Origin of the sequence: Desulfarculus baarsii DSM 2075 (assembly GCF_000143965.1) — a bacterium.
In the GTDB taxonomy this organism is placed as follows: domain Bacteria; phylum Desulfobacterota; class Desulfarculia; order Desulfarculales; family Desulfarculaceae; genus Desulfarculus; species Desulfarculus baarsii.
Genome location: NC_014365.1, coordinates 2235571 through 2258978 on the forward strand (window position 1 = coordinate 2235571; position 23408 = coordinate 2258978).

The window sequence follows — 23408 nt, forward strand, 5'->3', positions numbered from 1 at the left end:
ATGCCCGAGAGCCATAGCCACGACCGCGATTTTTTTCGCGCCCCGGCCAGATTGTCGGTGCGCTACGGCCCCGACACGCCCGAGGGCCGACGCGCGATGTCCATGGACCAAAGCCTGTGGCAGACCCAGAGCCAATTGGAAGAAGCGGCCAGGGCCGTCAAGGAAAACCGCAACATCAGCGACAGTCTGCTGCCCCTGCTGGACGTGCTGCGTTGGCTCGATTTCAAGGTAGACATGGTTTTGCATCACCTGCGCCAGCGTGAACACGACCAACACTTCCCCCACTTGCTGGAGACCTTCGACATCTCTGGCTCGGGCCTGGGCGTGGCCAGCCACGGCGCGCTGGCCCTGGGCCAAAGGCTCATCTTGGCCATAAGCCTGCCCAACCGGCCGTGGCGGCCCATCTACGCCCGCGGCGAAGTGGTGCGCGACAAGAAAGACGCCCACGGACAACCCAGGTTCGGCGTGCGCTTCAGCCATATTCCCGAGGCCGATCAGGAACGGCTCGTCCGCTTCACCTTCGAGCAGCAACGCCGCCAATTGGCCAGGCGCAACCAGGAGGCCGACGACCAATGAACCCCGCGCAGATGCCACCCCGGATCGTCGAAGCCCTGATCAGGCGCGAGAAGCTGGCCATGGTCGGCAGGCTGCTCAAGGGCGTGGTGCATAACATTTCCGGAGCGGTGCAGATGGTTCGTCTGCCCCTGGACCTGCTCGAACTGAAACTGGCCAGCGTCACCACCAGCCAAGTGGCCGACAAGCTGACCGCGGCTCAGCAAGGCCTCAACCGCCTGACCGACGAGGTCTCCATGCTCTCGGCCAAGGCCGCGATCCAGGCCCAGCCGACGCCAGACCCCGTCGACCTCTGCGCCCTGCTGCGCGATCAACTCCGTTTTTGGCGCGCCGATCCCTATTTCAAGCATCAGGTCAAGTTGACCTTGGACCTGTCCGACAACCTGCCTTTTCTGCGCGTGGACCCCTCCGACCTGGCCTTGGCCTTCAACGCCTTGGTGGCCAACGCCGTCGAGGCGCTGAACGCGGCCCAGCGCGGCCAGCTTTCGGCGCGCGCCTGGCGCTTGGACGGCGAGCTGCTGGTCGAGGTCGTCGATGACGGGCCGGGGCCGTCGCCAACGATGGCCGCGGGCCTGTTTGAGCCCTTCAACACCGACAAGGGCTGGCCCCATGACGGCCTGGGCCTGTTTCTGGCTCGCCAGGCGCTGGCCCCCTGGCGCGGCGACGTGCGTTGGAGCGCCCAGCGCCCCAACGCCTTCCTTTTGGTCCTGCCCCTGGCCAAGGCATGACCTCCCACGAGACATCCCGCCTGCTGGCGGGCCTGAACAACCCCTCGCCGGCCGTGCGCCGCGAGTCGGCCCGCGCCCTGGGCCATGTGGGTGAACGTTCGGCCATCCCGGCGCTGATCGACCACCTGGCCGACGGCGATCCGGACGTGGAAGACGCCGCCGCCGAGGCCCTGACCAAGCTGCGCGGCCGCGACGTGGCCGCTCGCCTGGTGCCCATGCTCGCGCTGGAACACGTGGGCCTGCGCAACCGAGCCATGCAGCTTCTGCGACGGGTGGGCGGCGACGCGCCCGACCTCCTGCTGCGCATGCTCCAGGACGGCGACCGCGACCAGCGCATCTTCTGCGCCGACATCATCGGCTCCTTGCGGGTGGGCGGCGCGGTCAAGGCCCTGTGCGCCGCCCTTTTGCGCGACCCCGACCCCAACGTGCGCGCCGCGGCGGCCACCAGCCTGGGCCAGCAAAACGACCCGGCCTGCCTGCCGAGCCTGGTCGAAAGCCTTGGCGACGACGAATGGGTTCAGTTCGCGGTGGTGGAGGCCATGGCCAACATCGGCGATCCGGCCGCCGTCGATCCGTTGCTTGGCCACATGGAAAACTGCTCCGAGCTTGTCCGCGCCCGCATCGCCGAGGCCCTGGGCGAGTTGGCCGACCCCAAATCAGCGCCCCACCTGCTGGAGGCCGTCGCCAAGGCCCAAGGCATGTTGCTGTGCCTGTTGTGCGGCGCGCTGGTCAAGACGTCCGAGCCGGAGGCCCTGCTGGGCCTGGCCGACGATCTGCGCGAGAAAGTCTACACGGGCCTGCTGGACGCCCTTTACGAGCCGTCGGAACAACTCCAGGCCCTGGCTCTGCGCGGCTTGTGCGTGCTGGCCGATTCGGGGGCGGTCTACAGCATCCTGGATCTGGCCCGCGACACCAACTCCGAGATGATCGCCCAATTGGCCCAGCAAGCCCTTTGCGCCATCGGCGCGACCCCGCCGCTGTTGAGCGCCGCCCGCGATCCCGACGCCCGCCTGGCCGGCGCGGCCATCTCCACCCTCAGCCGCCTGGGCGGCCACGAAGCCCACCAGATTCTGCGCGAGGCGCTTGGGCACCCGTCCGCCGCTGTGCGTCGCCTGGCCGTGGCCGGGCTGGGCCGGCTGGGCCACGCCTCGGATATCGACCATCTCCTGGATCTGTCTGCCGACCCCGAGCCAAGCGTGCTCATGGAAGTGGCCAAGGCCCTGGGCAAAAGCGGCCGACCAGAGGCCCTGGACCGCCTGGGCGAGCTGTTGGAGCACGACGACCCGGAGGTGCGCCTCCAGGCGCTGGCCAGCATGTTGCGCATGCCCGGCGAGCAGTTGATGGACGCCTTGGAGCGCGGCCTGACCGCCGACAACGCCAAGCGTCGCCAATTGTGCGCCATTGGCCTGGGCCAACTGAAGGCCGAGGAGGCGTTTGGGCAACTGGCCCAACTGCTGGACGACCCCGAGCCCAGCGTGCGCCGGGCCGCGGCCTGGGCCGTCTTGCAGGGCCGTGGCCTGCCGCCGTTGGCGCATCTGGAAAAAGTGCTGGACGACCCGGCGCGGGAAGTGCGCCTGGCCCTGGTGGAGGCCCTGGCCCAAACGGCCGACCGGGCCAGTCACGCGCTGTTGGTCAGGGCCATGGACGACGCGGACTTGGATATCCGTCTGCTGGCCATCCGCTCGCTGGGCCAAGCGCGGGCCACCGACGCCGTCTCGGCCCTGGCGTCGCGCCTGGCCGCCACCGAAACCGCCGTCAAGCTGGCCGCCGCCGCGGCCCTGGGCGAGATCGGCGACCCCACGGCCGAAGGCATGCTGCTGGCCTTGCTGGCCGACGAAAACCCGACCGTGCGCCAGGTGGCCAACGACGCCATCCAAAAAATCGGCGGCCGGTTTTGACCGGCGGCGGCGGCGATGGGCCAATGGGGGCTCTCCGACCAGTTGCGTGGTTGTGCTGGCGGGGCATGCGTGGTACGTTATGCCGTCAACGGCTTGCTCGTTGCATCCTTGATCGGTCAGGCGAACGATGAAACACCGCATACTTGTCGTTGACGACTCCCTCACCATCAGAAACCTGCTCAGCATGGTCCTGCGCCAAAACGGTCACGACGTCGTCACCGCCGGCGATGGGTTCGAGGGCCTGCAACAACTGGCGGCCCATCGCGTCGACCTGATCATCTCCGACCTGAACATGCCGCGCATGGATGGGCTGAGTTTCATCAAAAAGATCAGGCAAAACGACTCCACCAGCGCCATTCCGGTAATTTTGCTCTCCACCGAAAAAGCCTCCAGGGACATCGACAACGCCATGGACGCGGGCGCGAGCAAATATCTGGTCAAGCCGGTGCTGCCGGCGGTGCTGGCCGCCGAGGTCAAAAAACTCTTGCGTTGAGGCGGCGGCGCAATCATCTTGACCAACGTCGGCGCTCATCCCTAAAGTATATACGTAAAGCGCATTTTATTATCTTGGCGCGTTCGGCCCGGTCAGGGCCAAACGGAGGATTATGGCAGTGGACAACGCCCGCGACCCCAACATCAGGTTCATGGTCATCGACGATCAATTCAACGTCCGCCGCATGATTTTCAATTTTCTGCGCACCTTTGGCTACACCAAGGTCGAGGACGCCTCCGACGGCCAGGACGCCTGGAACAAGCTGGGCTACACGCAAGTGGATTTCATCATCTGCGACTGGAACATGCCCAAGATGACCGGGCTGGATTTGCTCAAAAAAGTCCGCAACGACGACGCCATGCGCAACGTGCCGTTTTTGATGGTCACCGCCGAGGTGGTCGAGGAAATCGTGGCCGAGGCCATCGAGGAGGGCGTCGACGGCTACATCGTCAAGCCATTCCAGGCCCAAACGCTCATCGAGCGCATCGACAGCATCCTGGAAAAGCGCCGCAACCCAGACCCCGTGGACGTGGCCTTCGAGCGAGGCAAGGCCCTCTTGGCCGCCGGCAAGCCCGACCAGGCCCTGGAGTCCTTTGACGAGGCCCTGAAGCTTTCGCCCAAAAGCCCGCGCACCCTGCTGGCCATCGGCGAGGCCCTTGAGGCCCTGCAAAAGGACGAGGAAGCCCTTTCGCGCTACAAGGAGGCCGCCAACCTGGCCGAGCGCTTCGTCAAGGCTCACGATCGCCTGGCCACGCTCTACCAAAAAATGGGCGACGCGGAAGAGGCCACCAAGCACCTGCGGCGCGCCGCCAAGATCAGTCCGCGCAACGCCAGGCGTCAGCTCAACCTGGGCAAGGCGCTCATCGAACAGGGCATGCTGGAAGAAGGCATGGCCGCCCTGACCAACGCTCAAAACGCGGCCAAAAAAGACCCCGACCTGTTCTCGGAAGTGGGTGAGGTGCTCCTGAGCGCCGGACTCAACGAGCAGGCGGCCGAGGCCTTCAGCGAGGCCGTGAGCATCGACCCCAACATGGTTCACCTCTACAACCGCCTGGGCATCGCCTACCGCCGTCAAAAACGCTACGACGACGCCCTGCGCGTCTACGGTCAGGCCATGTCGGTGGCCCCCGATGACGAAAACCTGCTCTACAACATGGCCCTGGCCCTGATCGAATCCAAGCGGGCCAAAGAGGCCAGGGTCTGCCTGCAAAAGGCCTTGCAACTGCGCGAGGACTTCAAGGAGGCCCGGGTCCTGTTGGCCAAGCTGCCCGCCTGAGCGCCCCTCGGCCGCGCCGGCGCTCAGCCGTCGGCGCGACGCACCAGAATCTTGTCGGCCTCGCCGCAGCCCAGGGCCAGGCGCGTGCCGCGCACCGCCACCACCATCGGCCCGTGACCGGCCGAAAGCACGTCCATCTCCACGCCCTTGCTGATGCCCATGGCCATCAGCCGGGCGGCGGCCTGTTCACCGCGAGGCAGTTGCTCCACCCGCACCCGCTCACCGGTGCTGGCCTCGGTCAGACGCTTGGCGCCGGGGTGGCGCGCCAGGCACTTTTTGCACAGGCCGTAGATCTGCATGCGATGGCGCAGATGGTGAAAACCATGCTGACGGGCCACTTCCTCTTGCAGGCGCTCCAACTCGGGGCTGCAAAACTCCTCAATGGCCCCGCAGGCGGTGCAGATCATGTGATCGTGGTGTTCGCCCAGGTGCTGATGCTCGTAGCGGGCGGCCGCGCCCTCGAACTCGCGCTTGGTGGCCATGCCCAGCCGCGTCAGCAGCTCCAGGTTTTCGACGACGAAGTCCAGGTCCATGTTCAAGCCGCGACGGCGCATCAGCTTTTGCCAGCCATCGGCGGTGTGATGTTCTTCGTGGCCCAGAAAGGCGTCGACAAAGGCCACCCGTTCGCCGGCCCGCCCCAGGCCCAATTGCCCAAGCAGGCTGACAAACTGTCGTTTTTCATCGTCGTGCGGCGGCGTCTGCATGGCTAGCCCCTGTCAGTGGCCACATCTTCAAGTTGGCCACGGCGAAATTCTTCAGCTCAAGATAACAACAATTCGCCTCTGGTCAAGAACCGAAGCGCATTTTGGCCACATCCGGCCGGCTGGCGATCCGCGTTCCCAAAACGGCCTTTTGACCGTTTCGCCAATGACGCTATATAATTGATGCAATATGGCCCGGGCCAATGGTTGACCAGGGCGTTGGCAAGGAGCGTTCACACCATGACAAAACGCGTTTCCCGCCGCGATTTCCTGAAATCGGGCCTGGCGGCGGCCACGGTGGCCGCCAGCGGCGCGGCCCTGCCCAGGCTGGCCATGGCCGCCACGGACGATGAACTGTGCACGGTCCTGGACGTGGGCAAGTGCATCGGCTGCGAGGCCTGCGTGGAGGCCTGTCGCGAGGCCTGGCAATCATCGACGCCCGACCCGGTCAGCCCCATCCCCCAGCCCTTTCCCGCGCGGGTGCCCATCGAGGACTGGTCCAAGCGCAAGGACGTGCAAGACCGCCTGACGCCTTACAATTTCCTCTACGTGGAAATGCTGGCCGTGTCACACAAGGGCCAGGAGGTGGAGATCAACATCCCCCGGCGCTGCATGCACTGCCGCAACGCGCCCTGCGCCAATCTGTGCCCCTTTGGCGCGGCGCGCGTCGAGGGCAATGGCGTGGTGCATATCGATGGCGACCTGTGCCTGGGCGGGGCCAAGTGCAAAAACGTCTGCCCATGGAAGATACCCCAACGCCAATCGGGCGTGGGGCTTTATCTGCATCTGCTGCCCGAGTACGCCGGCAACGGGGCGATGTTCAAGTGCCACCGTTGCCTGCCCCTGGTCCGCCAGGGCCAGACGCCCCGCTGCATCGAGGTCTGTCCCGAGAAAGTCCAAGCCATCGGCCCGCGCCAGGAGATGGTCGCCGCGGCTGCCGAAATGGCCCGAGCCTACGCCCAGGCCGACGGCCGAGCGGCCGATCTTTGGCCCGAATACGTCTATGGTCTGGAAGAAAACGGCGGAACGAACACCATTTACGTGGCGCCCGTCCCCTTCGCGGCCATCAACCAGGCCATGATCGCCCAGCACAAGGAGCAGGCCAGGGAAGATATCGACGCGGCGTTGAGCGCCGGCGGCGGCCGTGGTCTGGGACCGGGGCGCGGCGACGGCGCCGGCCCGGAGCTTGCGCGCTTTGGCCGGCCGTCCATGGGCCCCCAGCCCGACGCCATGCAAAGCGCCAAAAACCTCACCTGGGCTTTGGCCATCGCGCCCGTGGCCGGCCTGGCCGCCGGTCTGGGCAAATTCCTGTCGTCGACCAAGGATAAGGGCCTGGGCGAGGCCGGAGGCAAAAAATGAAACCGCGCGCGCAGGCCCCCGGCGGGGCGTTGATCAAGGTGCTCTATGGCCTGGCCGTGCTGGCGGCCGCCTTTTCGGGCCTGGGCCAGATGCCCCTGACCAAACGTTACTATATCGCCGATCTGCCGGGCATGGCCTGGTCGGCCGATTTTTATCGGCTTAGCGAGCTGCACTATGTCGCGGTGGCGCTGCTGGCGGCGCTGTTTGGCTGGCGTCTGGGCCTGAAGCTGCGCGCCAACCCCGAAGGCTGGAGTTGGGGTCCGCGCACATGGTGGGGCTGGACGTTGCTGGCGCTATTGGCGCTCACGGGCGCGGTCAAGGTGGCGGCCAACGCCGGAGTTTTGTTCGCGCCGTGGCTGTTGGTGGCGGTCAACTTCACGCACCTGTTCTGCGGCATGGCCTTCGCGTTCACCGCGCTGGGGGCGCTGTTTCGGCCCAAACCAAAGTCGGACAAACTATTGCTGCCGTGAGGCTGGAAAAAAACCGCGCCACGCGCTGACGAGGCCGGCCAAGGCGGCGAATTTGCGCCCCAAGGCGCTCGGGCGCTAAATTAGTTCCGAAAGTAACGAGCGGCTTGACAGGGCTTGGCGTTCCTGATATTCAAGGTCCGTTAGATACATTTGCAGACGCACGCGCGCGGCCGTCCGTCGCGCGTGTCTGATATTTTTTTCGATCCAGCCAAGGAGTTAAAGGAACATGACCGCTACGCCGTTCCTGGAAGTCGCTGAAGCCATTGCCGCGATGGGCGGCGAGACCCTGACCCAATGCATGCAGTGCGGCTTGTGCTCGGGCCTGTGCCCGTGGCCGGCCGTTGGTTCCGAATTCCGCACCCGCAAGCTCATCCGCATGGCTCAGATGGGTCTGGAGGGCTTCGAGTCCGACGATATCCTCTACGCCTGCACCACCTGTAAACTGTGCGTGGAAAACTGTCCCCGGCAGGTTGGCATCATCGACACAGTGCGGGCAATGCGGGCCATGATCGCCGAGTCCGGCGCGGCCCCCAGCAGCCTGCGCACGATCATGGGCTCGATCCACTCCCAGGGCAACCCCTGGTCGGGCCAACGCGACGCCCGCGAAAAGTGGACCGAAGGCCTCAACGTGCCGCGCTTCGACGAAAACACCGAGTACTTCCTCAGCGTCTGCTGCACCAGCGCCTACGACCCCCGCGCCATCCAGATCGCCCGGGCCCTGGTCAAGGTGCTCGACGCCGCCGGCGTCAGCTACGGCATCATCGGCAACGAGGAAAGCTGCTGTGGCGAGGCCCTGCGCAAGATGGGCGACGAAGAGCAGTTCACTTCCCTGGTCGAGAAAAACATCAATTTGTTCAACGACAAGGGCGTCAAGAAGATCATCACCACCAGCCCTCACTGCAACATGACCTTCACCCAGGAATACCCCGAGTTCGGCGGCGAGTTCGAGGTCGTCCACTACACCGAGTTGCTCAAGCAACTGGTCGACGAGGGCAAGCTGAAGATCGATCCCAAGATGGCCAAGAAGATCATCTACCACGATCCCTGCTACCTGGGCCGTCACTGCAAGGTCTACGAGCAGCCCCGCGACCTGCTCAAGGCCGCCGGCGCCGACTTGATGGAGTTCAATCGCAACAAGGGCCTGGCCATCTGCTGTGGCGGCGGCGGCGGTCGCCTGTGGATGGAAGCCGACGCCGAGCAGCGCTTCAGCACCCACAAGGTCCGCGAGGCCGTGGCCAAGGGCGCCGAGGTCGTGGCCATGGCCTGCCCCTACTGCATCAACATGTTTGTCGACTCCACCAAGACCGAAAACGTCGACGACAAACTCCAGGTCATGGATATCGCCGAAGTTCTGGCCGCCTGCCTCTAAGCGGCGACAAAGCTTTTCGTCACAAGCCCCCGGGCCGGACGGCCCGGGGGCTTTTTTCATGCGCCCGGCCGAACGAATATTTCCCAATTCACAGGCAAAACCTTGTTATTGATTTGCCTCGCGAAGATTGCTTGTTATATTTTTTAGGCAAACAAGCCCGCGCCGACCTATTTTTGACACAGTTGAGGATGAACTTCATGAAAGTGGTCACGCCCGATCATCTGTTTTCCCTTTCGCCGGCGCACATTGTCTTGCACGTGCTGGTAGTGGCCGCCACGATCAGCGTGATCGGCGCGTTCATCCTGCGTTTCGCGCTGCGCAAGGGGGCCAAGGTCCAGATGGGCTACGGCCGGGCGTATCTACTCAACTTCCTGCTGTCGTTGATTATCCTCCTCTGCGAGGTCATGTTCGTCTATCGGGTGGTGCATCACACCATCCTCACGCCCAGCGATTTCATCGGGCCTGGCAACTGGTTCGCGATCCTGCTGGCCATCGGCTTTTCGCTGGTGGTCGCCACGATATTTCTCGGTTTCATGGTCAAGCGCCCCGACGGACGACGCATCGGCACCACCGCCAGCCTGGCCGTGGCCCTGATCTACGCCTGCATCTACGTGCCCATCGGCCTTGGTTATCGCGCCCTCTATTTCTGGGTGTTGCAGCAGCAGGGGGCTTTGGGCGGCTGAGCGGTCAAGGCGTCAACAATACATGGAGATAGCGTTGCCCACCGGTTTGGACAAAACGCTGGATTTTGAGCAAGGGCCCATCCGCCCGCCATCGGAGGCCCGCAGCCTGTTGCTGCGCTTTTCGCGCAACTGCCCGTGGAACAAGTGCAAATTCTGCCCGGTTTACAAGGGCAGCCGCTTCAGCCGGCGCGGCCTGGACGAGATCAAGGCCGACATCGACGCCGCCGCCGAGATGGCCCGCCAGATCGACCAGCTATCGTGGCGCATGGGCCACGGCGGCCGCATGACCGATGAGGTCGTCAACGCCGTCTTTGGCGACCCCGGCATTGGCGACGCCTTCCGCAACGTGGCGGCCTGGCTTTATTACGGCACGGGCAACGTTTTTTTGCAGGACGCCAACAACCTGATCATCGAGCCGGAAACCCTGGCTCAGGCCTTGCGCTATCTGCGCCAGCGCCTGCCCCAGGTCAAACGGGTGACCACCTACGCCCGCAGCTCCAGCGCCGCCCGCCGTAGCGTCGAGGAGCTGCGCATGCTCAACGACGCCGGCCTGGACCGCATCCACGTCGGCATGGAGAGCGGCTGCGACCAGGTGCTGGCCTTCATGAAAAAAGGCGTCAGCCAGGCCCAGCAGATTCAGGCCGGCCGCAACATCAAACAGGCCGGCATCGAGCTCAGCGAATACGTCATGCCCGGCCTGGGCGGCAAAAAGTGGACAACCCAACACGCCATCGACACCGCCCACGCCCTCAACCAGATCAACCCCGACTTCATCCGCCTGCGCAGCCTGCGCGTGCCCGGCCGGGTGGAGCTGCACGACGACCTGGCCCAAGGGCGCTTCGAGAAGCTTTCCGAAGACGAAATGGCCGCCGAGATACGCCTGTTCATCTCGGAACTGGACGGCATCGACTCCACCGTCACCAGCGATCACATCATGAACCTCATCGAGACCGTCAGCGGACGCCTGCCCCAGGACAAGGGCCTGATGCTGGCCAAGCTCGACGATTACCTGGCCTTGCCGCCGCGCCAACGCCTGATCTATCGCCTGTGCCGCCGCATGGGCCGCTGCCGCGAGCCCGAGGACATCGACCGCCTGGGCCTGCGGCCCCAGTTGGAGGCGATTCTGGCCGATGTGGAGCAGCGTGGCGACCCTGATCAAATACTTTCGGACATGGCCGACGGCTTCATCTAGCGGGTTGGCGAAAAAGTTCGTTTCGGCTTTTTGGGGCTGGACAGTCCCGACCCGCCGCACGGGCTGACGTTCAGCGGCTAGCTCAAGCGCTACGCCACAACAGCGCCGCCGAAACCATCAGCAGCGCGTCGGCGGCCAGGCGATAGACGCCAGCGCCGATGCGCCGCGCCAAGGCAAAACCCACGACCATGCCCAGCACCACCGCCGGCGAAAAAGCCAGCGATCGGCCCAGCACGGGCCAAGTCATCAGGCCCGACCAAAAGTACATGGCCATCACCACCACGTCGGTCAGGGCGAAATAGGCGGCCAAAACGCCCTTGGTCTCCTGGGGATCTTTGGTGGCGGCCATGGCGTAGATCACCGCCGGCGGCCCGCCGGTGGTGTAGGCCCCGCCAAACCAACCGCTGACCACGCCCATCACCACGCCCATGGCCGGCGTGGCCGCCCAGCGGCTGGCCCAGCGCCGGCCTATCTCCAGACGACCGTTGATCACCGCCGCGACAATGAAAACCGCCAGCGCCGTTTTCATGAACGAGGCCGAGAAATGCTGCAACGAGAGCATGCCCAAGGGCATGGCCACCAGGGCCCCGAACATCAGCGGCACGATCGAGCGCCAATTGAAATCGTGGCGATAGCGCCAGGTGTTGTAGACCACCAGCAGCATCGAGACCGGAAACTGCAGGGCCACGGCCTCTTGGATGGGCATCGCAAGCGCCAGCAGCGGCACCGAGATCAGGCCAAAGCCAAAGCCGGCCAAGCTGAAGATCAAGGCGCTGAGGGCCAGAATGGCGGCGATTTGCAGTTCCATGGTCATTGCCCTTGCCCGCCCATGAGAGGTTGAGCGCCGATTATAACCCGCGATGCGGCAAAAATAATCATATGCCCATATAATCACATGCGATAATCAACAGCGCGACCGGCCGCGCCAGCCGGCCCGATCCATAAAACACACCGCGCGCCCGCCATGATCGGAGATGACGCCATGGCCAAAATCACCCGCCTGCTATTGTTCGCCGCCGTGGCCCTGGCTTTTTGGGGCGGCGCGGCCCCGGCCGCCGATCTGGACATCTGGCCCGACGGCCGGGCGACCATCGACGGCCAGAGCTTTCGTTGCGCCCTGGGCCGGGCGGGCGTGAGCGCCGCCAAGCGCGAGGGCGACGGGGCCACGCCCGTGGGCCAATTCCCGCCGCGCATGGTGCTTTTTCGGCCGGACATCTTCGCCGCGTCGCCGCCCACCAAACTGCCCGTCCAGCCACTCGCCGTTGACGATGGCTGGTGCGACGACCCGGCCCTGGCCCAATACAACCGCATGGTCAAACTGCCCTTCGCCGGCAGCCACGAGATATTGTGGCGCGCGGACGACCGGCGTTACGACCTGATCGTGCCCTTGGGCTACAACGACGACCCGCCGCGGCCGGGCCTGGGCAGCGCCATTTTCCTGCACGTGGCCAAGGATGATTACGAGCCCACCTCCGGCTGCGTGGGTTTCGCCAAGGGCGACCTGCTGGCCATCGTCGGCCGGCTGGGCCCCGACTCGCTGGTGCGCATTCACGCCACCCCGGCCCGCTGAATGGCGGTTTGACGGCCACGTCCCAAGCCTGTATAGTGCGTGGTTGATTTGCCAACGTAGCGCGGGAGGAATGCAACATGCGCGTGCTTTCGGGCGTCCAGCCGTCGGGCACGCTTCACATCGGCAATTATTTCGCCATGATGAAGCGCATGATCCAATACCAGAACGAGCATACGCTGTTCTGCTTCATCGTCAACTACCACGCCCTGACCACTGTCGGCGAGCCGGACAAGCTTCGCCAAGGCGCGCTCAACGCGGCCATGGACTTCCTGGCCCTGGGCCTGGACCCGGCCAAGTGCTATTTCTGGATGCAATCGGACATCCCCGAGGTCTGCGAGTTGACGTGGATTTTGTTCCAGCAGACGCCGGTGGGCCTGCTGGAGCGAGCGCATTCCTACAAAGACAAGCTGGCCAAGGGCTTTTCGCCCCAGGCCGGGCTGTTCAACTACCCCGTGCTGATGGCCGCCGACATCCTCATGTTCCAGTCCGAGGCCGTGCCCGTGGGCAAAGACCAAAAACAACATATTGAAATAACACGTGATATCGCCATCAAGTTCAACAACCAATACGGCGAAGTCTTCACCCTGCCCGAACCCTGGATCGACGACGACACCGCCACCGTGCCCGGTATCGACGGCCAGAAAATGTCCAAGAGCTACGACAACACCCTGGAGATTTTCCTGCCCGAGAAGCAACTGCGCAAAAAGATCATGAGCATCGTCACCGACTCCACGCCGGTCGAAGCGCCCAAAGACCCTGAAAAGTGCAACGTCTACAAGCTGATATCGCTTTTCATGACCGCCGCCGAGCGCGAGGAACTGGCCCAGCGTTACCGCGCCGGCGGCTTGGGCTATGGCCAGGTCAAAAAAGAGCTGTTCGAGCGCATGTGGGCCTATTTCGCGCCCTACCGCGACAAGCGGGCCGCCTTGGCCGCCGACCCCGAAGAGGTGCGACGGATCATGGCTCAAGGGGCGCAAAAAGCCCGCGCCCTGGCCATGGAGACCATCGACAAAGTCCGCCGGGCCGTGGGCCTCAACTACTAGGCGTCAGCGTCAAAATCAACGGGCCGCGCCCCCTTGGTTGGAGCGCGGCCCGCTTGTGTTTGCGCGGATGGCGCGCCTTTAGTCTTCCTTGGCCAGATCCAGCGCGCAGGCCAGGCCCTGGCGCATGGCCACGCCGATGCATTTGCCGCAGGAGACACAGGTGGGGCTCTCTTCGGAACCCTGGGCCCAGCGTCGCGGCAGATCGGGCTGGCGCACCAGCGGCCGGCAGATGGCCACGGCGTCGATGGCGTCGAGGGCCTGCTCGATGCGAGGCCGCGTACGCCAACCACCCACCGAGATCACCGGACATTTGACCGCCGCCTTGATGGCCTTGGCCTCGGCCAGGAAGTAACCTTCCTGCTCGGGGCCCTTGACCAGGCGCGAGGGCGAGTTCTTGCCGGCGGCGATCACCCCGCCGCTGGCCTCGATGGCGTCGACGCCCATTGCGTCCAGCCGGCGGGCCACGTGCAGGGCGTCCTCCAGGACCAGGCCGCCTTCCATGGCGTCGTGGGAGCTGAGCTTGATGAACACGGGGTAATCCGGGCCCACGGCCTGGCGCGCGGCCTGATAGGCCTCCAGGCAGAATCGGGCCCGGCCGTCGATGTCGCCACCGTATTCATCGTCTCGTAGGTTGGTGTTGGGCGAGAGGAACTGGTTGATCAGATAGCCGTGGGCGCCGTGGAGTTGCACGCCGTCGAAGCCGGCGGCCTTGGCCCGGGCCGCGGCCCGGCCGAAACAGTCGATGACGTCGGCGATCTGGTCTTTGCTCATGGCCGCGATGGGCGCGCCAAAGGCCGGGTGGACAATGGCCGATGGGCCGATAAGCTGGTGGCCGGCGTGCCACTCGGGTTTGCTCTGGCCGCCGGCGTGGACGATCTGCAGGGCCACCTTGCCGCCGCAACGATGCACGGCGTCGCTGACCCGAGCCAGGGGGCCGACCTGGGCGTCGATGTAAACGCCGGTTTGGTTGGGCAGGCCCAGGCCGTCGGAGCGCACGTAGGCGTAGCCGGTGATGATCAGGCCGACGCCGCCCTCGGCCAGATCGCCCAGCAGGTTGGCCAGTTCGATTTTCGGCGTGCCATCGGGCTCGGCCAGGCCTTCGTAAGTGGCGCTGCGCACCAGGCGATTTTGCAGAGCAAGGCCCCCCAATCGCCACGGGGTGAAGATGTCGCCCATTTTTTTCTCCTGTAGGCGGATGCGAAAAAAGATGCGACTAAGGTAAGCACTCCCACCTGTCGGGGCAAGGCCGGCGCGGCGCTCAATCGCCGGCGGTCTCCTCGGCCAACCGCTCCAAGTCGGCCCAGGCGTCGTAGGCCGCCTCCAGTTGGGCCTCCAACTCCGCCAACTCGGCGGCAAGCCCGACGGCCTCCTTGGCCGCGCTGGCGTAGAACTCCGGGTCGGAGAGCCGCGCTTGTATCGCCGCCTGACGACGTTCGAGCTCCTCGATGCGCGCGGGCAGGGCCTCCAGCTCTTGACGCTGCTTGAAGCTCAGCCTGCGCGGCTGTTCGGCCCTGGGACGCTGGCGCTTGGCTTTTGGCTCTTTGGGCGCGGCCGCCGGCTCGGACTCCACCGGCCGCTGGGCCAGCCAGTCGTCATAGCCGCCCACGTATTCGCGGGCCACGCCGTCGCCCTCCAAGGCCAGGATGCACGAGACGGTGTTGTTGATGAACTGACGATCGTGGCTGACCAGAAGCACCGTGCCCGCGAACTCCACCAGCAGGTGCTCCAGCAGTTCCAAAGTGTCGCCGTCCAGGTCGTTGGTGGGCTCGTCGAGCACCAGCAGGTTGGCCGGGCGGGCAAAGAGCTTGGCCAGCAGCAGCCGGTTGCGCTCGCCGCCCGAGAGCACGCGGGCCGGGCTGTGGGCGCGGTCGGGGGTAAAGAGAAAGTCTTGCAGATAGCTGATGACATGGCGCTGGTTGCCGTTGATGATCAGGCTGTCGTGACCCTCGACCAGGTTGTCGCGCACGCTCTTGTCGCCGTCGATTTCTTGGCGCATCTGGTCGAAGTAGGCCGGCTCCAGGTTGGCCCCCAGGATGATCTGGCCGCTTTGCGGCGCTAGTTGGCCCAGGATGAGGCGCAGCAAGGTCGTCTTGCCCGAGCCGTTGGGCCCGATGACGCCCACCTTGTCGCCGCGCATGATCAGGGCGTTGCAGCCCTTGATCAGCGGCCGTTCGCCATAGCCGAAGCTCACATCTTTCAGTTCGGCCACGACTTTGCCCGACAGCCCGGCCTCCTGGGCGCGCAGCCTGGCCGAGCCCAGGGCCTCGCGCCGCTGGGCCCGCTCGGCGCGCATGGCCATCAGCCTTCGCACACGGCCTTCGTCGCGGGTGCGCCGGGCCTTGACGCCTCGACGCAGCCATTGTTCTTCCTGGGCCATTTTCTTGTCGAAGCGGGCCTGACGTTCGCTTTCGTTTTGCAGGGCGTCCTCGCGCCGTTGCACGAACTCGTCGTAGGAGCAGTTCCAGTCCAGCAGCCGGCCGCGATCCAATTCCACCGTTCTGGTGGCCAGGTTGCGGGCAAAGGCGCGGTCGTGGGAGACAAAGACCATGGCCCCGTCGCGCCCGGCCAGAAAGTTCTCCAGCCAGACGATGGAGTCGATGTCGAGGTGGTTGGTGGGTTCGTCCAGCAGCAGCAATTCCGGTTGAGCGGCCAGGGCCCGGGCCAGCAGCGCCCGCCGCTTGAGCCCGCCCGAAAGCGACTCCATGGCCGCCTCGCCGTCCAGGCCCAGGCGATCCAGCACCGCGGCCAGCTGATGATCCAGCCGCCAAAGCTCCTGATCGTCGTGGCCGGCCGAGGCGGCGCGGCCTCGGCGCAGATCGGCCAGGACGCGGCCGGGTTCGCCCAGGCCAGCGGCCACCACCTCGTAAACCGAACCTTGCAGACCCATGGGCACGTTTTGGGGCAGATAGGCGCAACGCAGCCCCACCTCCCGGCTGACCTCGCCGTGCTCGGGCGCAAGCTGTCCGGCCAGGATTTTCAGCAGGCTCGACTTGCCCGCGCCATTGCGGCCCACCAGGCAGACCCGCTCGCCGGGCCGCACCAAAAAGCTGATTTGGTCCAGCAGCTTGGGCCCGCCAAAGGCCAGCCCCACGTTGAACAGGTTAATCAGGGCCAAATTGAGCGCCTCCGCCGCGCAAGATCACCGGCGGCCACGCCGGGCGACGGGGCAATCATACCGTCAATGGCTGGATCGTTCATGGACAAAGGAATAGTCGGGCGACGAACAGCCGCAGCCGGCGCACTGGTTCATTCGTCGATAAAATAGTCCATGTCGACTTTTTTCAGCTCGATGCTCTGTACTACCGCCACACCGACATTGTGCTCGACCATAAGCCCGGCCAGTCGCTCGCCATCGACTAGAATTATTTTGCTGTCGATTGCTCCCGCAAAATCGTAAGCATCTTTGGTGAAGCAAGAAGTGGTAATATACACGCCCTTCTTGGCGCGCTTGCCTTGAAGGGCGCCGGCAAACTTCTGAATTTCCGGCCTGCCTACAGCATGTTCCCATCTTTTGGCCTGTACATAAATCACATCAAGGCCAAGTCTGTCTTCGTTGATGACCCCGTCGATTCCTTCGTCACTGCCCTTGCCCGTAAGCATGCCAGATTCTTGACGCGAGCCGCCATAGCCCATTGCCAGCAAGAGGTCGACCACCAATTTTTCAAAAAAACGTGGCGAACAAGCCTTTATGTTGCTCATGAGTTCCTGCTTCAGCTTGAGCATGATGGTATCAACGCCAAGCCCGATATGCTCCTCGGCAGTCCTGTCCGGGGAATTGCCATCGCCGCAATCTGTGTCTTGCGCGGCGATTGAGGCGCTGACACCCTTACCAACTCTGAACGTAACAAAAGACGGGAATTTTAGCAGATAATTTATGCCAATCTTGTCAAGGCTTTTATCGGCAGCCACGGCCTTTCCGGTCTTGGAGATTTTATAAAAACCGCGGCCAGCCGCATCAATAAGGCCGGCTTGCTTCATGTATGATTTGGCCCAGCCTATCCTGTTGATAAATACTCTTTGCTTGCCGCTGGGCAAAAGCTCGGCTTTTTCCTCATCTGTCATGGTGAACTGGCTTTCCAATGCTTCATAAATATCTTGATTAGAGTGCACCATTTCGTCTGCCAGATATCGCAACAGAGGCAGCATGATGCTTTGGAAATCAGGTATGGGCATTTTATTTCGCCTTTTTTCGTACGCTGCGAGCGCATAAATATCATTATTGACTCGGACTATAGCAGAAATTACGCACAATTGCCCACCTGTCGAACCAACAAGCCCGAGTCGATCGCCAAAACCGGCTCCCTTTGGCGGCAATATGCTTGACAGCCCTGAGGTCATGGGCTCACCCTGTCGGCATCAGCGACGCGGCGCGCCAGGTGAAACCCGCGCACAGCCGGCCGCGCATCGACCACCCTATCCCCGGAGCGACAACATGAAGATGGGCAAAATTTCCCTTGTGGCCCTGGTCCTCTGCCAGATCATCGCCTGCGGCGCGGTCGGCCGCGCGGCGGCCTGCACCGGCGTCTCCCTCCAGGCGGCCGACGGCGCGGTGGTCTATGGCCGCACCATGGAGTGGGGCAACTACGACCTGGGCAGCCGGGTCAACATCGTCCCGCGTGGCGTGGAGCTGATCGGCGCCACGCCCGATGGCAAGCCCGGCCACAAGTGGTCGACCAAGCTGGGCGTGGTCGGCGTGGACTGCCTGGGCAAGGACTTGTTGCTCGACGGCATGAACGAAGCCGGCCTGACGGTCGGCGCGTTCTATCACCCCGGTTTCGCCGAGTACGGCCCCTACGGCCCGGCCGACGCCGCCAAAACCATCAGTCCCAGCGACGTAACCACCTTCATCCTCAGCCAGTTCGCCACCATCGAGCAAACGCGCCAGGGCATGGCCAAGGTGCTGGTCGCGCCGGTGGTCGAGCCGACCCTGGGCTTCCCCTTCCCCGTGCATTTTTTGGTGACCGAGCCCAGCGGCAAGGCCATCGTCATCGAGTTCCTGAAAGGCAAGATGGTCATCTTCGACAACCCCCTGGGCGTGATCACCAACGCGCCCAGCTTTGATTGGCACCTGACCAATCTGCGCAACTACATCAACCTTTCGCCGACTTCGCTGGCCAACAAAAAAATTCGCGGCCTGGAGCTGACCCCCGTGGGCGTGGGCAGCGGCATGATCGGCCTGCCCGGCGACTTCACGCCGCCCTCGCGCTTCGTGCGCGCGGTGACCTTCACCCAGACCGCCCGCCCCACCGCCGACGGGCCAGAGACCATCTACGAATTCTTCCGCATCATGGATAACTTCAACCTGCCCATGCACGCCGGCGAAGGCCCGAAGGACGCCGCCCAAAGCACGCGCGGCATGCGCAGCTCCACCCTGTGGACCACCGCCTACGACACCAAAAACAAGGTGCTCTACTATCACACCCAGCACAACCGCCGCGTGCGCAAGGTCGAGGTGGGAGCCATCGATTTCGGCGCGCTCAAGGGCGGCCCGCGGCACATCCCCCTCGACAAGGTCAAGGCCCAGGACATCGAGGACGTGACGCCAAAGTTTTAGTTAATCGTTTTGCCCGACGGCGCGCCGCTGGCCCGGGGGCCAGCGGCGCGGCCACGGCTTGACAAAACGCCGCGTTTTTTGTAAATAATCACCAAACTCAATCGGGCGGCTGTTGGGCGGCCCCCAGGCCTCAATAGGGAAGCCGGTGCGATTCCGGCGCGGACCCGCCGCTGTGACCGGGGACGAAACCCGCGAAAAGCCACTGCCCCACCGGGGTGGGAAGGCGCGGGGACTAGGACGATCCGGAAGCCAGAAGACCTGCCCAACAACCGGCGACCGGGGAGATGGCAAATCCTCGCGACGCATCGCGTCGGGGGATTTTTGTCTTTTTTGGCCTGGCGCGGTTCTCGGTAAACCATGTTTCCATCCAAACGGGAATGAGGAGGAAGATCATGGCTAGCCAAGTGGAACTGGCCGTCCAAGGCAAGATCACCCCGGCCATCGCGCGCATCGCCGCGCATGAAGGACTCGACCCCGAACAAGTGCGCCAAGGCTTCGCCAACGGCCGCATCGTCGCGCCCATCGGCTCCAACCACGCCCACGACGCCGTGGGCATCGGCCAGGGCCTGCGCACCAAGGTCAACGCCTCCATCGGCACATCCACCGACATCATCGACATCGACGCCGAGGTCAAGAAGGCCCAGGCCGCCCAGGCCGCCGGCGCCGACACCCTCATGGAACTGAGCGTGGGCGGCGATCTGGACAAGGTGCGGCGCGAGGTGCTGGCGGCGGTGAGCCTGCCCGTGGGCAATGTGCCATTATATCAAGCCTTTGCCGAGGCACAGCGCAAATACGGCGACCCCAACAAGCTCGACGAGGAAATGCTCTTCGAGCTGATCGAACGCCAATGCGCCGACGGCATCGCCTTCATGGCCGTGCACTGCGGCATCAATCTCTACACCATCGAGCGCCTGGAGCGGCAAAATTATCGCTACGGCGGCCTGGTCAGCAAGGGCGGGGCCTACATGGTGGCCTGGATGAAGGCCAACAACCGCGAAAACCCGCTCTACGCCAGGTTCGACCGCGTGGTCGAAATCCTCAAGAAATACGACGTGGTGCTCTCGCTGGGCAACGGCCTGCGGGCCGGGGCCATCCACGACTCCTTTGACCGGGCCATGGTCCAGGAGCTTTTGATCAACTGCGAACTGGCCCAGCTAGGCCGCGAGATGGGCTGCCAGATGCTGGTCGAAGGCCCCGGCCACGTGCCCCTGGATGAGATCGAGGCCAACATCATCTTGCAAAAACGCATGAGCGACCACGCGCCCTATTACATGCTGGGGCCCATCCCCTGCGACGTGGGCGCGGGCCTCGATCACATCACCGCGGCCATCGGCGCGGCCCAGAGCGCCCGCTTCGGGGCCGATCTGATCTGCTACATCACCCCGGCCGAGCACCTGGCCCTGCCCAACGAGCGCGACGTCATCGAGGGCGTCAAGGCCGCCCGCCTGGCCGCCTACATCGGCGACACGGCCAAGTATCCCCAAAAGGGCCGCCAGCGTGACATGGCCATGAGCAAGGCCCGCCGCGACTCCGATTGGCAAAAGCAATACGATCTGGCGCTATTCGGCGACGAGGCCATGGCCATCCGCGCCGAGCGCTGCCCGGCCGACGAGAAAGTCTGCACCATGTGCGGTGAATTCTGCGCCAATCGCGGCGGCATGAAGGTCTTTGGGCATTTGCTGGAAGGGGCCTGCAAGGCCTGAGGCGACACGGCCCACCCGGTGCGTGTTTGGCCGCTTGGCGCCATTCGCGCATCGGCCTGGGCCGGGCTTGGGTTAGAAGGGTTTCAGCTCCAGGCGCAGCTTGACCGGTTGGCCCACCACCAGGGTCACGGGCACGGTCAGGTCTTGATAACCAACGGCGCGCAAGATGATGGTGGCCGGTCCCACGGGCAGGTTGAACAGGGCCAGGGGCGTGTCGCCCATGGGCTTGCCGTTGAGGAAAAGCTGCGCCGCGGGCTTGGCGTCGACCTGCAACGAAGCGCCCAGAATGTCCATGGTGTTGAGCTTGGTGAGGGTGCGGCCGCGCACCTCGACGGTCTTGCGCGTGGCGCCGCCGTAGGCCCGCACCTCCACCACGCGGCGGCCCACCGGCACGTCGTGCAGTAAAAGCGGCGTGGAGCCCACGGGCCGGCCGTCCAGAAACACGCTGGCCTCCACCCGGCAATCAACCTCCAGGCTGCCCAGATTGACGGCGCGGGCCATCTCGCGGGCCTGGGCCAGGTAGTCGGCGATGACCTTGTCGTTGGGATAGACCGCGGCGACTTTCTCGAAGTTTTCCACGGCGCGCTGATACTTGCCTTCGTTGAAAAAGCGCACGCCCTCCACCAGCAGCTCTTGGGGCCCCACGCCGCGCACGGCCGGCGCGGCCGGACGAGCGGTCGGCGTGGCGCTGGGGGTCGCGACGGCCACCGGCGAGATGGATTGGCCCGGGCTCGAGCCACGGACCTTGGCCGCCGTGCGGGCCAGGGCGGCTTCCAGGGCGGCGGCCTCGTCGGCCGCGGCCCGTTCCTGGGCCTGGGCCTGGCGACGCTGGTCGGCGAGTTGGGCCAGTTCGCGGCGGCGGAAGTCGATGGAGCGTTGGGTCTGGTCGGAGCCGGCCAAGGTGGCGTCCAGGGCCCGCGACTGGTTCAGCAAGTCCTGGGCCAGATCCAGATCGTCCTTGCCCAGGGCCACGGCGGCCTGGTCGAGCAGTTGCTGGGCCTGGGCCAGGCTCTGCCGCTTGCGTTCCTGTTCGGCCTTGGCCTGTTGCTCGCGTTGACGGCGCTCTTGCTCCAGGCGCTCTTGTTCCTGGCGCTGGGCCTGCTGGGCGCGCAACTCTTCCTGCCGGCGACGCTCCTGTTCGGCTCGCGCCTCCTCGGCCCGACGTTGGGCTTCCAGCGCGGCCGCGTCGGGGGTAGCGGAGGCGGCGGCCGCCACGGCGTGGCCGTTCTGGCCATCGCGCAACGCGCCCTCATCGCCGCTGTCGGCCATGGCCAAAAGGGCTCCCGACGCTTGCTCGCCGGCCTCGGAGCGACCGTTTTTCAGTCGATCGAGCTGGATGCGCCGGGCCTTGATCTCGCGCAGGCCCTCCTTGGCCTCGGAGGTGTAGAGTCCCGAGGCCTTGACTTCCTTCAAGATCGCCTCGGCCTGGTCCAGCCTGTTTTGGTCGAAAAGCTGACGGGCCTGTTCCAGGCGAGCCGCAGCTTGGCGTTTGGCGTCGACCTTGGTCAGCCCGCCCAAGGCCGGGGCAAAGCCGGGTTCTTGCTCCAGGGCGGCGCGATAGCGCGCTTCGGCCTCGTTGAGCTGGCCGATCTCCAGCAGGCGGTCGCCCTCGCTCACCACCACCTGAAGCTTGGCCAGCAGTTGCTCACGGGGATCAACCCCTGGAAACTGGCCGCCAGGCTCCTGGCTGGCCGGACCCAGAGCCCACCACGCGCCCATGCCCAACAGGCCAAAAACCACCACCGCCACGGCCAGCCACAGCCCCAGGCGCGATGAAGGCTTGGCCGGCATGCCGCCCGGCGGCCCGGCGTAGGCCTGGTAGTCGTCGCCGGCGTCGTCGTCGAGCATGTGCGGTCCGGACCAGCCCTTGGCGACCGGCTCGTCGAGGTCCAACCCCGCCGGCTCGTCGGATCGGTCGATGCCTTCCAACGCGACCAGGGCTTGGCCCGCGCCGACAAAGTCGCCATCCCACAGGCGCAGCACGAAATCGGCCAACTCGGGCGAAAGGCGCTGTTCGACGGCTCGCGGCAGCCTCGTCGGCCGGTCGGCGTCTGCCAGGCGGCCGCTGGCCATGGCCGCCATCAGCCAACCCCAGACGCGCAGATCGTCGCCAGCCGCGCTCCCGTCGGGGCCAAAGGCGATTATCACCGCCTCGCCGCGCTTGTCGATGACGATGTTCTCGGGCCGGATGGCGCGGTTGGCCACGCCGGCCCGGCGGGCCGCCTCCAGGGCCGAAAGGGCCTGGCGGCTGACGGCGATGATGTCCTCCTCGGCCAACGGCCCCTGGTCGTCAATGATCTCGGCCAAAAAGCGCCCCTCGACGTGGTCGGTGGCGAAGTAATCCACCCCTTCGGCCTGGTCGGCGTCGTGGACGCTGGCGATATTCGGATGGCGCAAACGGGCGACGGCGCGCACGTCGCCCATCAGCCGCGCGGTCAGGTCGCGGTCGCGGCTGATGGACTGGGGCAGCGTCTTGACCATGACCCGATTGCCCAATATTTCGTGTTCGGCCAAATAGACATCACCGCTGGGGCCGCGGCCCAGCAGGCGCAACAGGCGGTATTTGCCCAGAACCTGGCCGACAAAGTCGCGTTCGCTCAAGCTGCTTCCTCCAAAGAAGATCAACGGGCAAGGCGTCCCGCGCATAGTCCTCTGGTTGCCCAGTATATCTCAACCTGCCCGGCCGTGAAAGATCATACAACGGCCCGGCCTCGCGTCAAAAAAAGCGCGGCGGCCAGCCAGGCCTTCGGGCCTTGGCGACCGCCGCGCGCTGGCGCGTCGATTGGGCCGGCGCGG

Annotated in this window: 20 protein-coding genes and 1 riboswitch; of the genes, 14 read left to right on the forward strand and 6 right to left on the reverse strand. The window is 64.9% G+C overall.

Annotated features, from left to right (window positions below):
• From DEBA_RS10060 to DEBA_RS17785, 5 genes are all read left to right on the forward strand, one after another.
• Positions 1 to 576, forward strand: coding sequence for a PilZ domain-containing protein (locus DEBA_RS10060; RefSeq protein ID WP_013258820.1), 576 nt, complete (start codon positions 1 to 3; stop codon positions 574 to 576).
• Complete coding sequence (locus DEBA_RS10065; protein WP_013258821.1) at positions 573 to 1301, forward strand: ATP-binding protein; 729 nt, start codon at positions 573 to 575, stop codon at positions 1299 to 1301. Before DEBA_RS10060 ends, DEBA_RS10065 begins: the two co-directional genes overlap by 4 nt.
• On the forward strand, positions 1298 to 3199 hold the full coding sequence (locus DEBA_RS10070) for a HEAT repeat domain-containing protein (protein ID WP_013258822.1): 1902 nt from the start codon (positions 1298 to 1300) through the stop codon (positions 3197 to 3199). Before DEBA_RS10065 ends, DEBA_RS10070 begins: the two co-directional genes overlap by 4 nt.
• Before the next feature lie 127 nt (positions 3200 to 3326).
• On the forward strand, positions 3327 to 3692 hold the full coding sequence (locus DEBA_RS10075; RefSeq protein ID WP_013258823.1) for a response regulator: 366 nt from the start codon (positions 3327 to 3329) through the stop codon (positions 3690 to 3692).
• Between the two features lie 112 nt (positions 3693 to 3804).
• The gene (locus DEBA_RS17785; protein WP_083778963.1) at positions 3805 to 4968 is read left to right on the forward strand and encodes a tetratricopeptide repeat protein; all 1164 of its coding nucleotides are present in this window, start codon (positions 3805 to 3807) and stop codon (positions 4966 to 4968) included.
• A 23-nt stretch (positions 4969 to 4991) separates the two neighbouring features.
• On the opposite strand, the gene DEBA_RS10085 is transcribed toward DEBA_RS17785, so the two are convergent.
• Entirely contained in the window at positions 4992 to 5672 is a 681-nt protein-coding gene (locus tag DEBA_RS10085) for a transcriptional repressor (RefSeq protein ID WP_013258825.1), read from the reverse strand.
• A 237-nt stretch (positions 5673 to 5909) separates the two neighbouring features.
• Here DEBA_RS10085 and DEBA_RS10090 point away from each other — a divergent pair, with 237 nt between their 5' ends.
• The 5 genes from DEBA_RS10090 (at position 5910) to DEBA_RS10110 (ending at position 10742) form a co-directional block, all read left to right on the forward strand.
• Entirely contained in the window at positions 5910 to 7028 is a 1119-nt protein-coding gene (locus tag DEBA_RS10090; protein ID WP_013258826.1) for a 4Fe-4S dicluster domain-containing protein, read from the forward strand.
• Positions 7025 to 7498 carry a hypothetical protein gene (locus DEBA_RS10095; protein ID WP_013258827.1) on the forward strand — a complete coding sequence of 158 codons (474 nt, stop codon included), beginning with the start codon at positions 7025 to 7027 and terminating at the stop codon, positions 7496 to 7498. Before DEBA_RS10090 ends, DEBA_RS10095 begins: the two co-directional genes overlap by 4 nt.
• 226 nt (positions 7499 to 7724) lie before the next feature.
• Positions 7725 to 8867 carry a (Fe-S)-binding protein gene (locus DEBA_RS10100; protein ID WP_013258828.1) on the forward strand — a complete coding sequence of 381 codons (1143 nt, stop codon included), beginning with the start codon at positions 7725 to 7727 and terminating at the stop codon, positions 8865 to 8867.
• 197 nt (positions 8868 to 9064) lie between these two features.
• Positions 9065 to 9550, forward strand: coding sequence for a hypothetical protein (locus DEBA_RS10105; protein WP_013258829.1), 486 nt, complete (start codon positions 9065 to 9067; stop codon positions 9548 to 9550).
• A 22-nt stretch (positions 9551 to 9572) separates the two neighbouring features.
• Positions 9573 to 10742, forward strand: coding sequence for a radical SAM protein (locus tag DEBA_RS10110; protein WP_148227839.1), 1170 nt, complete (start codon positions 9573 to 9575; stop codon positions 10740 to 10742).
• Positions 10743 to 10824: 82 nt separating this feature from the next.
• Here DEBA_RS10110 and DEBA_RS10115 read toward each other — a convergent pair whose 3' ends face one another.
• The gene (locus tag DEBA_RS10115; RefSeq protein WP_013258831.1) at positions 10825 to 11550 is read right to left on the reverse strand and encodes a sulfite exporter TauE/SafE family protein; all 726 of its coding nucleotides are present in this window, start codon (positions 11548 to 11550) and stop codon (positions 10825 to 10827) included.
• Between the two features lie 174 nt (positions 11551 to 11724).
• On the opposite strand from DEBA_RS10115, the gene DEBA_RS10120 reads away from it, so the two are divergent.
• Together DEBA_RS10120 and trpS are read left to right on the forward strand one after the other, a co-directional pair.
• Positions 11725 to 12312 (forward strand): L,D-transpeptidase family protein, encoded by a 588-nt coding sequence (locus DEBA_RS10120; RefSeq protein WP_013258832.1) that lies wholly within the window; start codon positions 11725 to 11727, stop codon positions 12310 to 12312.
• A 77-nt stretch (positions 12313 to 12389) separates the two neighbouring features.
• Entirely contained in the window at positions 12390 to 13355 is a 966-nt protein-coding gene (gene trpS / locus DEBA_RS10125; RefSeq protein WP_013258833.1) for a tryptophan--tRNA ligase, read from the forward strand.
• A 78-nt stretch (positions 13356 to 13433) separates the two neighbouring features.
• Here the strand turns inward: trpS and DEBA_RS10130 are convergent, their stop codons facing one another.
• From DEBA_RS10130 to DEBA_RS10140, 3 genes are all read right to left on the reverse strand, one after another.
• Positions 13434 to 14531, reverse strand: coding sequence for an oxidoreductase (locus DEBA_RS10130; RefSeq protein WP_013258834.1), 1098 nt, complete (start codon positions 14529 to 14531; stop codon positions 13434 to 13436).
• 82 nt (positions 14532 to 14613) lie between these two features.
• Positions 14614 to 16470: an ATP-binding cassette domain-containing protein gene (locus tag DEBA_RS10135; protein ID WP_013258835.1), complete on the reverse strand. Its 1857-nt coding sequence runs from the start codon at positions 16468 to 16470 to the stop codon at positions 14614 to 14616.
• 131 nt (positions 16471 to 16601) lie between these two features.
• Positions 16602 to 17528, reverse strand: coding sequence for a restriction endonuclease (locus DEBA_RS10140; protein ID WP_013258836.1), 927 nt, complete (start codon positions 17526 to 17528; stop codon positions 16602 to 16604).
• 259 nt (positions 17529 to 17787) lie between these two features.
• Between DEBA_RS10140 and DEBA_RS10145 the strand changes: the two genes are divergently transcribed.
• Complete coding sequence (locus DEBA_RS10145) at positions 17788 to 18909, forward strand: linear amide C-N hydrolase (RefSeq protein WP_013258837.1); 1122 nt, start codon at positions 17788 to 17790, stop codon at positions 18907 to 18909.
• Positions 18910 to 19006: 97 nt separating this feature from the next.
• A riboswitch (cobalamin riboswitch) is annotated at positions 19007 to 19189 on the forward strand.
• A gap of 112 nt (positions 19190 to 19301) precedes the next feature.
• On the forward strand, positions 19302 to 20612 hold the full coding sequence (thiC, locus tag DEBA_RS10150; RefSeq protein ID WP_013258838.1) for a phosphomethylpyrimidine synthase ThiC: 1311 nt from the start codon (positions 19302 to 19304) through the stop codon (positions 20610 to 20612).
• Positions 20613 to 20684: 72 nt separating this feature from the next.
• Here thiC and DEBA_RS10155 read toward each other — a convergent pair whose 3' ends face one another.
• Positions 20685 to 23213 carry a protein kinase domain-containing protein gene (locus DEBA_RS10155; protein WP_013258839.1) on the reverse strand — a complete coding sequence of 843 codons (2529 nt, stop codon included), beginning with the start codon at positions 23211 to 23213 and terminating at the stop codon, positions 20685 to 20687.
• Positions 23214 to 23408: the final 195 nt, after the last annotated feature.